This is a genomic window from Paenalcaligenes niemegkensis, from assembly GCF_022230885.1.
In the GTDB taxonomy this organism is placed as follows: Bacteria; Pseudomonadota; Gammaproteobacteria; order Burkholderiales; family Burkholderiaceae_B; genus Paenalcaligenes; species Paenalcaligenes niemegkensis.
In genome coordinates this window covers 2,225,205-2,239,736 of record NZ_JAKGCT010000004.1, presented here as the reverse complement: position 1 = coordinate 2,239,736, position 14,532 = coordinate 2,225,205, and the positions used below count along the sequence as shown (strand labels likewise).

The window sequence follows — 14,532 nt, the reverse complement described above, 5'->3', positions numbered from 1 at the left end:
GGCGCCCACGGAAGATTTTCTATTTCAGAATCTCTACCAGGTGCGCCGCATTCGGTTGATGCTCAGGACTTTCCCGAGCATCTTTAGAAGGAGTGTTCAAACCGTGAGTCTCAATCGTGAAGAGAAAACGGTAGTCATCGAAGAAGTCTCTGCTCAAGTAGCACAGGCACAATCGATCATTATCGCTGAGTATCGTGGTCTGGACGTCGCCTCCGTTACCGTATTGCGCAAACAAGCGCGTGAATCGGGCGTGTACCTGCGTGTATTAAAAAACACGTTAGTTCGTCGTGCGTTAGCTGATTCTTCTTTTGAAGAGTTATCTAGCCAGCTAGTCGGTCCTCTGATGTACGCCATCAGTGATGATCCGGTAGCAGCGGCAAAAGTCATGTCTGATTTCGCTAAAACCAACGACAGTCTGGTTATTAAAGGCGGGGCAATGCCCAATAGCCTTCTTGACCTGAACGGCGTCAAAGCTTTGGCAACAATGCCTTCGCGCGACGAGTTGATTGCGAAATTGCTTGGCACCATGCAAGCGCCTATCACGCAGTTTGTGCGTACGCTCAACGAAGTTCCAACCAAATTTGTACGTGGCTTGGCCGCTGTACGCGATCAAAAGCAGGCCGCTTAATTCAAGGCTTGCTGGTGGAATTTCGTCGTATCGGACGATACCCAAACCTGGCATTTATACCTATTCTGGAGTTCTGAAAAATGGCTACTAAAGCTGAAATCCTCGAAGCAGTCGCTAACATGACTGTGCTTGAGCTGTCCGAGTTAATCACGGACATGGAAGAAAAATTCGGTGTGTCTGCTGCAGCTGCTGCTGTTGCAGTTGCTGCTCCTGCTGCTGACGCTGGTGCGGCTGCTGCTGAGCAAACCGAGTTCAACGTTCACCTGGCTGAAATCGGCGCAAACAAAGTTAGCGTTATTAAAGCCGTTCGCGAAATCACTGGTCTTGGCTTGAAAGAAGCTAAAGATCTGGTTGATGGCGCACCTAAAGACGTCAAAGAAGGCGTATCTAAAGCTGAAGCTGAAGAAGCTAAGAAAAAGCTTGAAGACGCTGGTGCAAAAGTCGAACTTAAATAAGACTTTTATGCTTGCCCGGGAAGTGCTTTTGCCTTCCCGGGCTTTTGCGTCTCCAGAAAACCTTTGATTTAAACATGCTGTTTATTATTTGAGTCAGGTTTTCTAGAGTCGTAAACCGGGGTCGTGGTTGACGGCCCGTGTAACCCTTGAGTCGGAGTGCTCATGCCTTATTCGTACACCGAAAAAAGCGCATACGCAAGAGCTTCGCCAAACGTGAAGACGTGCAGCAGGTTCCTTACTTATTGGCAACCCAGCTGAATTCTTTCAGAACCTTTCTGCAGAAGGATACGCTACCTTCTGAACGTAGATCGGAAGGCCTGCAAGAAGCTTTTAATTCTATTTTTCCAATAGTAAGCCATAACGGGATGGCACGGCTAGAGTTCGTTAGCTATGTGCTTGGAGAACCTGTATTTGACGTCAAGGAGTGTCAACTCCGTGGTTTGACGTATGCATCGCCCTTGCGTGCGAAAGTTCGCTTAGTGATCATGGATCGCGAGGTCAGCAAACCCACTGTCAAGGAAGTCAAAGAGCAAGAAGTCTACATGGGTGAAATACCACTCATGACAGATAATGGCTCGTTTGTCATCAATGGCACTGAGCGTGTCATTGTATCGCAGCTTCACCGCTCACCTGGCGTGTTCTTCGAACATGACCGTGGTAAGACGCATAGCTCTGGCAAGCTGTTGTTTTCTGCTCGCGTCATTCCTTACCGTGGTTCGTGGCTCGATTTTGAGTTCGATCCTAAAGATATCCTTTTCTTCCGTATTGACCGCCGTCGTAAAATGCCGGTTTCGATATTGTTGAAAGCTATTGGTATGACACCGGAAGCCATTTTGGCTCATTACTTTGAGTTCGATCATATTGAACTCGAAAGTGAAGGCGGTCGTCTGCAATTTGTTTCTAAGCACTGGCGCGGCGAAGTTGCCCGTTTCGATATTACTGATCGTGACGGCAATGTAATCGTTGAAAAGGACAAGCGTATTAACGCTCGTCATATGCGTCAGCTGGATGAAGCAAAAATTGATTATATTTCGATCCCTGAAGATTACCTTCTGGGTCGTGCGTTGGCTAAAAACGTGGTCAATCCCGATACGGGCGAGATCATTGCCAAAGCAAATGATGAAATCACTGAAACCGTACTGGCCGAGCTACGCCTGGCCAATATCCGTGATATCGAAACGCTCTATATCAACGACCTTGACCAGGGCGGGTTTATTTCCCTGACCTTGCGCACTGATGACACTGCGGACCAAATGGCCGCGCGTGTTGCCATCTACCGCATGATGCGTCCGGGTGAGCCTCCTACCGAAGATGCGGTTGAAGCCTTGTTCCAGCGGTTGTTCTACAGCGAAGAGTCCTATGACCTTTCTCGCGTAGGCCGCATGAAGGTCAACAGTCGTTTAGGTCGTGGCGAAACTATCGAAGGCCCGATGACCCTGACAGACGACGATATCGTCAACACCATCAAAGTGTTGGTTGATCTTCGTAACGGTATTGGTCAAATCGATGATATTGACCACTTGGGCAACCGCCGTGTTCGTTGTGTAGGCGAACTGGCCGAAAACCAGTTCCGTGCAGGCTTAGTGCGTGTTGAGCGTGCTGTCAAAGAGCGTTTGGGTCAGGCTGAAAGTGAAAACCTGATGCCTCACGATCTTATTAACTCACGTCCTATTTCGGCAGCGGTTAAAGAGTTCTTTGGCTCCAGCCAGCTGTCGCAGTTTATGGATCAAACCAACCCCTTATCTGAAATTACGCATAAGCGTCGCGTTTCAGCATTGGGACCTGGTGGTCTGACACGTGAGCGTGCCGGTTTTGAGGTTCGAGATGTACACCCGACTCACTATGGTCGTGTGTGTCCAATCGAAACGCCGGAAGGTCCGAACATTGGTCTGATCAACTCGATGGCGTTGTATGCCCGCCTGAACGAATACGGTTTCCTTGAAACCCCTATCGTAAAGTGGTAGCCAATCAGGTAACCGACGAAATCGTGTACTTGTCCGCCATTGAAGAAAGCAACTACATCATTGCCCAGGCTAACGCTGAGCTTGACGATGATCACCGTTTTGCTGATGATCTGGTTGCATGTCGTGAAGCGGGTGAAACCCTCATGACATCGCCGGATAACGTGCAATACATGGACGTGGCTCCTTCACAGATTGTGTCGGTGGCGGCTTCCCTGATCCCGTTCCTGGAGCATGATGATGCTAACCGTGCCCTGATGGGTGCCAACATGCAGCGCCAGGCGGTGCCATGTTTGCGTCCGGAGAAAGCACTGGTCGGTACAGGTATCGAGCGCACGGTTGCAGTCGACTCCGGTACTACAGTCATGGCCCGTCGTGGCGGTGTGGTTGATCACGTTGATGCCGAGCGTATCGTTATTCGTGTGAACGATGAGGAAAACGTGGCGGGTGAAGTGGGTGTTGATATTTACAACCTCACCAAATACACACGTTCTAACCAGAACACCAACATCAACCAGCGTCCTATCGTTAAGCGTGGCGATATTCTTGCCCGTGGTGACGTATTGGCCGATGGCGCGTCTACCGACCTGGGCGAGTTGGCGCTGGGCCAGAACATGAAGATCGCTTTCATGACATGGCACGGCTATAACTTTGAGGATTCCATCCTCATCTCAGAGAAAGTTGTTTCCGATGACCGTTACACCTCAATTCACATTGAGGAGCTGACGGTGGTGGCTCGCGACACCAAGCTGGGTGCAGAAGACATCACACGAGACATCAGTAACCTGTCTGAAGTTCAACTTAACCGTCTGGATGACTCCGGTATTGTGTACATTGGCGCAGAAGTTCGTGCTGATGATGTACTGGTAGGTAAGGTTACGCCCAAGGGCGAAACCCAGCTGACTCCTGAAGAAAAATTGCTGCGTGCGATTTTCGGCGAGAAAGCCTCCGATGTTAAAGATACATCGTTGCGTGTGCCTTCCGGCATGGTAGGTACAGTTATTGATGTTCAAGTCTTCACGCGTGAAGGTATTGAACGCGATAAGCGTGCTCAGTCCATTATCGACGACGAGCTGCGTCGCTACCGTCAAGACCTGAACGATCAGCTTCGTATCGTAGAAGATGATGCCTTTGATCGTGCCGCCAAGTTCCTCACCGGCAAGGTAGTCAATGGTGGTCCTCGTCGCCTGCCCAAAGGCAGCGAGATCACGGCCGAGTACCTGGCAGATCTCGACCGCTGGCAGTGGTTTGATATTCGTCTGGCCGACGAAGAGCACGCCGTTGTGCTTGAGCAGACTAAAGATGCCCTTGAGCAAAAGCGTCATCAGTTCGACTTAGCTTTTGAAGAGAAGCGCAAGAAACTGACACAAGGTGATGAGTTGCCTCCGGGCGTTCTCAAAATGGTCAAGGTTTACCTTGCTGTTAAGCGTCGCTTGCAGCCCGGTGACAAGATGGCTGGTCGTCACGGGAACAAAGGTGTGGTGTCTCGGATTGTGCCGGTTGAAGATATGCCGCACATGGCCGATGGCTCGCCTGTTGATATCGTGCTGAACCCCTTGGGTGTTCCTTCTCGAATGAACGTAGGGCAGGTGCTCGAAGTTCACTTGGGCTGGGCTGCTAAAGGTTTGGGCCATCGTATCAACGACATGCTGAGCAGCGAGCAGGGCTATCAGGTAGCCGAAGTACGTGAGTTCCTGGATAGTGTCTACAACAGCACTGGTAAAGCCGCCGATATTGCTGGCTTGACGGATGCGGAAGTTGTTGAAATGGCACATAACCTGCGCAACGGAATGCCTTTGGCAACACCGGTGTTTGATGGTGCCACCGAACATGAAATCCGTACGATGCTGAAGCTTGCTTATCCTGACGATATTGCAGAAAAACTGCAGTTGGCATCCGGACGTACACAAGTGATGTTGTTTGATGGTCTAACTGGCGAACAGTTTGAGCGTCCGGTAACAGTGGGTTATATGCACTTCCTGAAACTTCACCACTTGGTGGATGACAAGATGCATGCTCGCTCTACTGGTCCCTACTCGCTCGTCACTCAACAGCCCTTGGGCGGTAAAGCTCAATTTGGTGGTCAGCGTTTCGGAGAGATGGAGGTCTGGGCACTTGAAGCATACGGTGCTGCCTACACTCTGCAAGAAATGCTTACGGTTAAATCCGATGACATCGCCGGACGTACCAAGGTTTATGAGAACATTGTCAAGGGTGACCACGTTATCGAAGCCGGCATGCCGGAGTCGTTTAACGTTCTTGTCAAGGAAATTCGATCCTTGTCCCTCGACATGGATTTGGAGCGTAAATAATGAAAGCGCTACTCGATCTCTTTAAACAAGTCTCTAAGGACGAACAGTTTGATGCCATCAAAATTGGCATTGCGTCCCCTGAGAAAATTCGCTCCTGGTCTTTCGGTGAAGTCCGCAAGCCAGAAACGATTAACTATCGTACTTTCCGCCCCGAGCGCGATGGTCTTTTTGTGCCAAGATTTTTGGCCCGACCAAAGACTACGAATGCTTATGCGGTAAGTACAAGCGCCTGAAACACCGTGGCGTGATTTGCGAGAAGTGTGGCGTTGAAGTCACTGTCTCTAAAGTCCGTCGCGAACGCATGGCGCATATCGAATTGGCGTGTCCAGTTGCGCACATTTGGTTCTTGAAGAGCTTGCCATCCCGCTTGGGTATGGTGCTCGACATGACCTTGCGTGACATCGAACGCGTGCTTTATTTTGAAGCGTGGTGCGTAATTGAACCTGGCATGACCCCGCTTAAACGCGGTCAGATCATGTCTGACGATGATTACTTTGCTAAAACCGAAGAATACGGTGACGACTTCCAGGCCCTTATGGGTGCTGAAGCCGTGCGCGAACTGTTGCGCTCTATCGATATTGATCGCGAAGTTGAAACGCTGCGCGCCGAGTTGAAAGCCACTGGTTCTGAAGCGAAGATCAAGAAAATTTCGAAGCGCCTGAAAGTGCTTGAGGGATTCCAGAAATCAGGCATCAAGCCTGACTGGATGATTCTCGAAGTGCTGCCAGTGCTGCCGCCCGAGTTGCGCCCATTGGTGCCTTTGGATGGTGGCCGCTTTGCAACTTCCGATCTCAACGACTTATACCGTCGCGTCATCAACCGTAACAACCGGTTGAAGCGTCTGCTCGAGCTAAAAGCTCCTGACATTATCTTGCGCAACGAAAAACGTATGCTGCAAGAGTCAGTAGACTCCCTGCTCGACAACGGTCGTCGCGGCAAAGCTATGACGGGTGCGAATAAGCGTCAGCTGAAGTCGCTGGCCGACATGATCAAAGGCAAGGGCGGTCGCTTCCGTCAGAACTTGCTGGGTAAACGTGTCGACTACTCCGGTCGTTCGGTAATTGTGGTTGGTCCTCAACTTAAGCTGCACCAGTGTGGTCTGCCTAAGCTGATGGCGCTAGAGCTCTTTAAGCCTTTTATTTTCAATCGTCTGGAAATGATGGGTCTGGCAACAACCATCAAAGCAGCCAAGCGGTTGGTCGAGAATCAAGAGCCTGTGGTCTGGGATATTCTCGAAGAGGTTATTCGTGAACACCCCGTAATGCTTAACAGGGCGCCTACGTTGCACCGTTTGGGTATTCAGGCATTTGAGCCTGTTCTGATCGAAGGTAAAGCGATTCAGTTGCATCCACTCGTGTGTGCGGCCTTTAACGCTGACTTTGACGGTGACCAAATGGCGGTCCACGTACCGCTGTCGCTAGAGGCTCAACTAGAAGCTCGTACATTGATGTTGGCGTCGAACAACGTATTGTTCCCTGCCAATGGCGAACCTTCTATCGTGCCGTCGCAGGATATTGTTTTAGGTCTGTACTACGCCAGCCGTGACCGTATCAACGGTAAGGGCGAAGGCATGTTCTTTGCGAACGTGTCCGAGGTGCAGCGCGCCTATGACAACAAAGAAGTCGAACTGCAGTCTCGAATCACCGTTCGTATTGACGAGTTCGCAAAAGACGAAGCCGGTGAATGGGTCGCTACACCCCAGCGTTTTGAAACAACGGTCGGACGCGCATTGCTGTCCGAGATCTTGCCTCACGGTCTGTCTTTCAAGCAAATGAACCAGACCTTGAAGAAAAAGAGATCTCCAAGCTGATCAATCAGTCTTTCCGTCGTTGTGGCCTGCGTGCTACTGTGATTTTTGCCGATAAGCTTATGCAGTCCGGTTTCCGTCTGGCCACACGTGGAGGTATCTCTATCTCCATGAACGACATGGTGGTTCCTACGGTTAAAGAAGAAATTCTGAACCAGGCCGGTAACGAAGTCAAAGAGATCGACAAGCAGTATTCATCGGGTCTGGTTACCTCTCAAGAGCGCTATAACAACGTGGTCGATATCTGGGGCAAAGTCAGTGATCGTGTTGGTAAAGCCATGATGGAAGAGCTGGCCACTGAGCCTGTTCAAAACCGTCACGGTGAAGATGTGCGTCAAGAGTCGTTTAACTCTATCTACATGATGGCTGACTCTGGTGCCCGAGGTTCGGCTGCGCAGATTCGCCAGTTGGCTGGTATGCGTGGTTTGATGGCCAAACCGGATGGTTCGATTATCGAAACACCGATTACCGCTAACTTCCGTGAAGGTCTAAACGTACTTCAGTACTTTATTTCTACTCACGGTGCGCGTAAAGGTCTGGCTGACACTGCTTTGAAGACGGCTAACTCAGGTTATTTGACACGCCGTCTTGTCGACGTGACTCAAGACCTGGTTATCACAGAAAGCGATTGCGGTACGTCCAGCGGCTACACCATGAAAGCGGTACTGGACGGCGGTGAAGTTATTGAGCCATTACGTGACCGTATTCTGGGCCGTGTAGCTGCGATTGATGTCATCAATCCAGATACCCAAGAGACAGCAGTAGCTGCAGGTACCTTGCTTGACGAAGACCTCGTTGATCTGATTGATGCCCTGAGCATTGACGAAGTCAAGATTCGCACACCGTTAACGTGCGAAACCCGTCATGGGCTATGTGCGCATTGTTATGGTCGCGATCTGGGCCGGGGCAGTATGGTTAACCGTGGTGAGGCAGTCGGTGTTATCGCTGCCCAGTCTATCGGGGAGCCAGGTACACAGCTTACGATGCGTACTTTCCACATTGGTGGTGCAGCATCGCGTGCAGCGACGACCAGCACGGTTGAAACCAAAATTGCAGGTCAGGTTGGTTTTGCCATCGGTCTGCGCTATGTGACCAACGCCAAAGGCGAAAAAGTGGCTATTTCCCGTTCGGGCGAAATCATTATTTATGATGATAGCCGTCGTGAGCGTGAACGTCACAAGATCCCATACGGTGCGAATATTTCGGTAGGTGATGGCGAAGACGTCAAAGCCGGCCAGCGTATCGCCAGTTGGGATCCGCTGACGCGTCCAATCGTGTCCGAGTACAGTGGTACCGTTCGTTTCGAGAATATCGACGAGAACGTGACGGTTGCCCGTCAAGTCGATGAGGTAACCGGCTTGTCGACTCTGGTGGTCATCACGCCTAAAACACGTGGTGGGAAGATCACACTGCGTCCGCAGATCAAACTGTTGAACGAATCTGGCGATGAGATCAAAATTGCCGGTACCGATCATATGGTGAATATCTCGTTCCCGGTCGGAGCCTTGATTACCGTTCGTGACGGTCAGCAAGTTTCCGTGGGTGAGATTCTGGCTCGTATTCCTCAGGAATCGCAAAAAACTCGCGATATTACCGGGGGTCTGCCACGTGTTGCCGAACTATTCGAAGCACGCTCACCTAAAGATGCGGGTATGTTGGCCGAAGTTACCGGTACGGTTTCCTTTGGTAAAGATACGAAGGGCAAACAGCGCCTGGTCATTACCGACCTTGACGGTGTCAGCCATGAGTTCTTGATTCCCAAAGAGAAACAGGTGTTGGTGCATGATGGTCAAGTTGTGAATAAGGGTGAAACCATTGTTGATGGTCCACCTGATCCTCATGACATCTTGCGTCTCAAAGGCATCGAGCAACTGGCCAGCTATATCGTTAATGAAGTTCAGGACGTTTACCGTCTGCAGGGTGTGAAGATTAACGACAAGCACATCGAAGTCATTGTTCGCCAGATGCTGCGTCGGGTGAATATTTCCGATGCTGGTGATAGCCAATTTATCACGGGTGAGCAAGTTGAGCGCTCTGAGCTGCTAAACGAGAATGATCGTCTGGAAGCCAGTAAAGAACTGACCGCGTCATACGAGAACGTTTTGCTGGGTATTACCAAAGCATCGTTGTCTACTGATTCGTTTATTTCGGCGGCCTCTTTCCAAGAGACTACGCGAGTCCTAACCGAAGCCGCTATTATGGGCAAACGTGACGATCTGCGAGGCCTCAAAGAGAACGTCATTGTGGGTCGCCTCATTCCTGCCGGTACAGGTATGGCCTTCCACCGTGCACGTCACGAAAGAGAGCTGTTTGAAATCGCTGAACGTCAAGCCGCTCGCGCACAGGAGAATCCGTTCGGGAGCGATAGCCCCTTCAACGATTCGTCTGACGCAAGTGGTGAAACTGCCGCTGATGAAACATCGCAACCAGCCAGTGCCTCAGATAATGAATAAGAGCTAAGTCTTCACAGACTCCTCCTTTTTCATAATCTAAAGAAACAGCCCCATGCTAGAAATAGCATGGGGCTGTTTTTATTTTAGAGCGTAGCTAGTTGAATATAAAGGCAAGCGGAAGGGGTAACTGTTAAGGACGAGGCTTCATTTGGATTCTGGCTTTAGCTGTACAGCAGGCAGATAGATGGTGAATGAACTGCCTTCATTAACCTTGCTATCTAATTCGATGTGTCCATGATGACGTTGTACGACGGTTTCTACAAAAGCCAGGCCTATGCCACTTCCGCCGGGTGCGTTGTGATCATCAACATGAGCACGGAGAAAAGGCTGAAAAATTGTGGCTTGCAGATGTTCTGGGATGCCCCAGCCCTGATCGCTAATACGGATCACCAGCATCTCGTCGTGTTCGGCAATAGCGCATTCCACTATGGTGTGGGGAGAGCTGTACTTTATAGCGTTGTCCACCAGGTTGCTTAAGGCCCGTTTAAGCATGGGCGCATTTGCCTTGATCCAAGGAGCGTTGCTAGGCTCATCAAACAATAAGGTGATTTTCTTTTCCTGGGCTCTACTCCATGCGTCGTCACATACCGCCGACATCAGATCAGCAGAATAAAGCTCAGTGAACTCTAGTTCCATGGCTTCTGCGCGAGCCAGATCCATAAAGTTGTCTACCAGTTCAAGGGTAGCATTGGCATAGTCTTCCATCTTTTCAAGTAGTTCATGGTGCGCAAGATGATCGTTACCTGCTCGTTGCATCGAAACCAATGCCAGAATCGAGTTTTGTGGCGCGCGCATATCATGAGAAATGAATCGCAGGGTCTGTTCCCGGCGCTGCTGTGCTTCTCGCAACAGTTCTATACCCCTATGCAGGAAGCTTAACCGTATAGGCAGAGTCTCAGTGTGCTCTTTGGCCTGGAGGGCAAGTCGAAGTGTAGGGTCCTGCGCGCTCAGGGCCGAAAGTTCCTGGTTCACATGCCGTAAAACAGTCTCCTGACTTCGCCAGTGCCAGACTGGATAAGCCAGCATCGTACAAATCAAACTGGCCGTCGGTGGTGACCAAATGTTCAAAACATGCAGCAGGAACCAATCCCCTATAAAAATTGCGAACATCAGGCCGATGGTGGCAATGAAGGCTCGCCTTGGAGAAAAGCGGATCAAAATAATGCACACCAGATATACGGGCAACAAGCTGGCAATTGCGGTGATCCAGCGCCGTTGCTCTGAAATCCAGTGATTTGTCCTGGCATTACTCAAGGTATTAGCCAGAATTTCAACGCCCGACATACTGGTACGTTCTATCCACGAGCGTGGGGTAGGGTAGAAGTCTCCTAAACCGCTACTCCATGCACCCACCAGTACGTAACGATCCTTAAACGTGTCAGCAGGATAATTCCCTGCCAAGACAGCCGCATAGGAATACGTTTCAAAGTGCCCAGGCTTGCCTGAGAACGGAATAAGGTGCTGCTGGTGCTTATCGTTGATCAGCGTCTCGGCAGCGTTTTCGTCGCCACCGGCTCGCAGCATGGCCAGAACCATATGCTGCCAGCTCTGTCCGTCTTGGGTATGGAGCGACATGTCGGCTCGCCTGACAACACCGTCCGGGTCTGGAAAGATATTAATGAAGCCCAGCTGACTTGCGGCAGTGGCCAAAGGCGGCAGGGGCAACTCGGCATACGTGTTGCCGTTCTGCACTATGACGGGCAACACCCCGCGGCCATGCTCCTGCAAGGCTTGGGCAAACACATGGTCGTCTAAGGGGTAAGCGGGATTTTCATCTTGAAAGACAATATCAAACCCCACTGCCTTTGCCTGCTGCAACTGGCCTAGTAGTTTCGCGTGCTCAGCTCTGCGCCAAGGCCAGTAGCCGAGTGTTTTAATACTGCCTTCGTCAATAACCACCAAAGCGATAGAGCGGTCTACCTCGGAAGGGATAGACAGTTTCATCTGAAAATCGTAAAAACTATTATCGATTTGAGAGAGTTTAAGTTCGTGTCTGAACAGTGAAAGAGCGAGTGTCATCAACAGCAGTAAAACGGTTACAAGGCGCCATTCAAACTGAACTTGTCTGGCTAATGAGCCAGAACGGACACGGGCGCCTGTACTGCTTGACGGGATGGGCATAGAGAGGGGGCTAGAACTCGGTTAAAGCCACCGGCGCACCAAAGCGGGTCATCACCGGGGTTCCGTCAGCGATGGTCAGCGAGGCCTGACCTGGGAAGCCGGCTACGGCGTCTACACCCATAATTCCGTGGACATCAATAGCACGTACTCGCACATAATGGTTGCCTGAGCCTGAGGAGCGGAAATTGACGGTGGTGTCAGTGCTTAGGTCGCGCGACACCAATTGGGAGCCTGGCTCGTCAAGTGACACCTGCACCAGGTAGCTTTCTGCCCCCGGAACAGCAGGGAAGCTTAATTGCCAGCCATTTGGACCGCGAACAGGCTCCGAAATATCGGGTGCAGGCAATAAGGTAGTGCTGGCGTAGATGTTTCCGGTAGAGTCTATTGCTGCTCCGCGATTAGCCTGTACCAGCCGGGCAGGATTGCCAGGAGCGTGCAGCTTTGCCCGCCCTGTGATGACTTCGGTTATAGTCTGTTCGTCTTGGGCCCTGACCCGGAGATCGGTGCCACGCACCCCTGTAATCGCTACAGGTGTATGAACTTCAAAGCGGCCCACCCCCTGCTGTTCGGGTGCGACACGCGTCTCTATATTACCTTTGTCTAGAATCAGAATTGAGTCAGTAATACCTGCACGCTCAAAAGCCCGGATACGGGAGATTGTCAGTTGGCTATTAGGGGGCACACTGACCGTACTTTCATCAATCAGTTTTAAGGCTAAGAAAGAGCTCGCGTCGGTAGTGACTACGTCGCCTTCTTTAAGCTGATATCCGATGTTGGCCTGGCGGCCGTTTATTTGTACATTACCGATCCTGTGGGTGACTACAGTCTCTGCAGGGACCATGGGGATCATGGAAAAAGGGATGTGCAGGCTTTTACCAATGGGTAAGGCAAACGGGTCAGCCACATTGTTCAATGCTTGCAGCGGCCGCCAGTTGGCAACGCGCAAAGTGTAGAGATCAGCAATATCCGAAAGGGTGTCCCCGGACTGAACCTGATATATAAAATCGTCTCCCTCTGCGCCGGAAGGTTGGGCAATAACGTGTTGGCTTGATAAGGCTAAGGTTAGCAACGTATACAGAGTGAGGCGTTTGAGCATGTGTGTTTAGTTAGACTTCGTTAAAAGATTCAAGGCGGTAGCCCAATGCATATGACGCATTTAGGCGTACTCCATTTTCAGGGCGCAAATTCAGCTTGCGGCGAATATTTGAAAGGTGAGTGTCAAGCGTGCGCGAGGTAGCGGGAATTTCACGATTCCAAACGGCTGTGCTCAGTACGTCGCGAGAAAAGAGACGCCCGGGATTTCTGAATAGCAACAGGGCAAGATCGAACTCTTTTGGGGCAAGCACGATATCTTCGCCCCTGAGGCTAATGGTCGAAGCAATAGGGTCGATTGCGTAGGGCCCGAAAGAAAAGGGCTCGCTGGAGGGCACAATAGGGTTCATGCGGCGTATGAGCGCTTGTACTCGTGCTACCAGTTCGCCTTCGCGTACCGGCTTCTGCATATAGTCATCGGCACCGGCCTGCAAGCCGACTACAATATCATCTTCACTTGTGCGGCTTGTTAAAAAAGCACGGGCAAGGCGTAGCCCTGTTTGGTTCGCACCCAATGTAAAACATCCAGACCGCTGACATCAGGGACTTCCCAGTCGAGAATAAGCAGATCAAAGGTATGGGGTTTAGCCAAGGTAGCAATTAATGACTTGCCAGAGTGGAACTGAGTACAAGGGTAGCCGGCGGTCTCAAGGACCTGCGCAATAAATTGGGCTTGTACGAGGTCGTCTTCGAGCGATGCAATGTTCATAGTGCGCAGATGAGGCATAAGGGTTGGATGAAAGTATAGCGATGATGAAGGCTTACTTAGAAAGTTACTGCGTATTATGTGACAAGAATGTAACGGTCACCAAGCGATACAACCTTAGCTAAGGCAAAGTGTTGACCCAAAACTTGACTACATGATACATTGGTGGGCTTACTCATAGGATCCTTTGCCGGTATTCCTAAAGGTAGATCGCCCAGCTGCATGGGGTTGTTTTACAACTTGAATTCGCTACGCTTGTACGAATTACTACATCAATCATCTTAGCAACTTATTATTTGCGTTTAAGCGTTTCGCTTTTACTCTATGCTAATAAGCTGTTGCAGGCCAACAGCCCGTTGGTTTTGGTTCGTTGTCACTCAACCCTGCTTCTGGGCAAATAATGCCAGACCCGTTCTTTTACGTAATTTTCGTTCGGGGCGGTTCTGTGCAAGTCGTCCGAGCCACATGCTTCATGTCGCCAGGACGTGTCAAGTTTTGTACGTAAAAGGATACGTCGAGGTTATGCCAACCATTAGTCAATTAGTGCGCAAACCGCGCGGTGTCGGTCGTCCAGGCAGCAAAAGCCCAGCGCTCGAGAACTGCCCGCAGCGCCGTGGTGTTTGCACTCGTGTCTACACCACCACTCCAAAAAACCTAACTCTGCTTTGCGTAAAGTCGCTAAAGTGCGTCTAACTAACGGATACGAAGTTATTTCGTACATCGGCGGTGAAGGCCACAACCTGCAAGAGCACTCAGTCGTACTTATCCGTGGCGGTCGTGTAAAAGACTTGCCAGGTGTGCGCTATCACATCGTTCGCGGTGCGCTCGATTTGCAAGGTGTTAAAGACCGTAAGCAAGCTCGTTCTAAATACGGCGCGAAGCGTCCTAAATAAAAGCTGTAGTTTCCGCAGATCAGGCTTTCTGGTCCGTGTCCGTGCAGCCTTTGTCCTTAAAGCAAAGGCATGTAAGTGGCCATTTTCTTAGATAAATGGCCGTG

The 14,532-nt window shown here is 50.7% G+C and carries 6 protein-coding genes and 5 pseudogenes; 8 read left to right on the top strand and 3 right to left on the bottom strand.

The features are described from left to right. Positions 1–103: 103 nt before the first annotated feature. The 7 genes and pseudogenes from rplJ to L1889_RS19290 all read left to right on the top strand — a co-directional run bounded on the left by rplJ (position 104) and on the right by L1889_RS19290 (position 9,616). Positions 104–628, top strand: a complete 525-nt coding sequence (gene rplJ / locus L1889_RS14915) for a 50S ribosomal protein L10 (RefSeq protein WP_238665757.1) — start codon at positions 104–106, stop codon at positions 626–628. Positions 629–708: 80 nt separating this feature from the next. Then, positions 709–1,083 carry a 50S ribosomal protein L7/L12 gene (gene rplL / locus L1889_RS14910; RefSeq protein WP_238665756.1) on the top strand — a complete coding sequence of 125 codons (375 nt, stop codon included), beginning with the start codon at positions 709–711 and terminating at the stop codon, positions 1,081–1,083. 162 nt (positions 1,084–1,245) lie between these two features. Beyond that, positions 1,246–5,356: pseudogene (gene rpoB, locus L1889_RS14905) on the top strand (DNA-directed RNA polymerase subunit beta). Continuing rightward, a pseudogene (locus L1889_RS19305) lies at positions 5,356–6,320 on the top strand (DNA-directed RNA polymerase subunit beta'); the annotation flags it as partial. The pseudogenes rpoB and L1889_RS19305, both read left to right, overlap by 1 nt. Further along, positions 6,300–7,166: a DNA-directed RNA polymerase subunit beta' gene (locus L1889_RS19300; protein ID WP_372871770.1), complete on the top strand. Its 867-nt coding sequence runs from the start codon at positions 6,300–6,302 to the stop codon at positions 7,164–7,166. The pseudogene L1889_RS19305 and the gene L1889_RS19300, both read left to right, overlap by 21 nt. Then, positions 7,154–7,225: pseudogene (locus L1889_RS19295) on the top strand (hypothetical protein); the annotation flags it as partial. The gene L1889_RS19300 and the pseudogene L1889_RS19295, both read left to right, overlap by 13 nt. Continuing rightward, on the top strand, positions 7,226–9,616 hold the full coding sequence (locus tag L1889_RS19290) for a DNA-directed RNA polymerase subunit beta' (protein WP_372871675.1): 2,391 nt from the start codon (positions 7,226–7,228) through the stop codon (positions 9,614–9,616). Between the two features lie 144 nt (positions 9,617–9,760). Here L1889_RS19290 and L1889_RS14895 read toward each other — a convergent pair whose 3' ends face one another. The 3 genes and pseudogenes from L1889_RS14895 to L1889_RS14885 all read right to left on the bottom strand — a co-directional run bounded on the left by L1889_RS14895 (position 9,761) and on the right by L1889_RS14885 (position 13,538). After that, positions 9,761–11,737, bottom strand: coding sequence for a CHASE2 domain-containing protein (locus L1889_RS14895; protein WP_238665755.1), 1,977 nt, complete (start codon positions 11,735–11,737; stop codon positions 9,761–9,763). 10 nt (positions 11,738–11,747) lie between these two features. Further along, complete coding sequence (locus tag L1889_RS14890) at positions 11,748–12,833, bottom strand: FecR domain-containing protein (RefSeq protein ID WP_238665754.1); 1,086 nt, start codon at positions 12,831–12,833, stop codon at positions 11,748–11,750. Between the two features lie 10 nt (positions 12,834–12,843). Then, positions 12,844–13,538 (bottom strand): annotated as a pseudogene (locus L1889_RS14885) (response regulator transcription factor). A gap of 519 nt (positions 13,539–14,057) precedes the next feature. On the opposite strand from L1889_RS14885, the pseudogene rpsL reads away from it, so the two are divergent. Continuing rightward, positions 14,058–14,428 (top strand): annotated as a pseudogene (gene rpsL / locus L1889_RS14880) (30S ribosomal protein S12). The last annotated feature ends 104 nt before the right edge of the window (positions 14,429–14,532 follow it).

Coding starts and splice junctions, on each gene's coding strand:
- L1889_RS14895 (WP_238665755.1), bottom strand. CDS start 11,737: ATGCCCATCCCGTCAAGCAGTACAGGCGCCCGTGTCCGTTCTGGCTCA.
- L1889_RS19290 (WP_372871675.1), top strand. CDS start 7,226: ATGCAGTCCGGTTTCCGTCTGGCCACACGTGGAGGTATCTCTATCTCC.
- L1889_RS19300 (WP_372871770.1), top strand. CDS start 6,300: ATGACGGGTGCGAATAAGCGTCAGCTGAAGTCGCTGGCCGACATGATC.
- rplL (WP_238665756.1), top strand. CDS start 709: ATGGCTACTAAAGCTGAAATCCTCGAAGCAGTCGCTAACATGACTGTG.
- L1889_RS14890 (WP_238665754.1), bottom strand. CDS start 12,833: ATGCTCAAACGCCTCACTCTGTATACGTTGCTAACCTTAGCCTTATCA.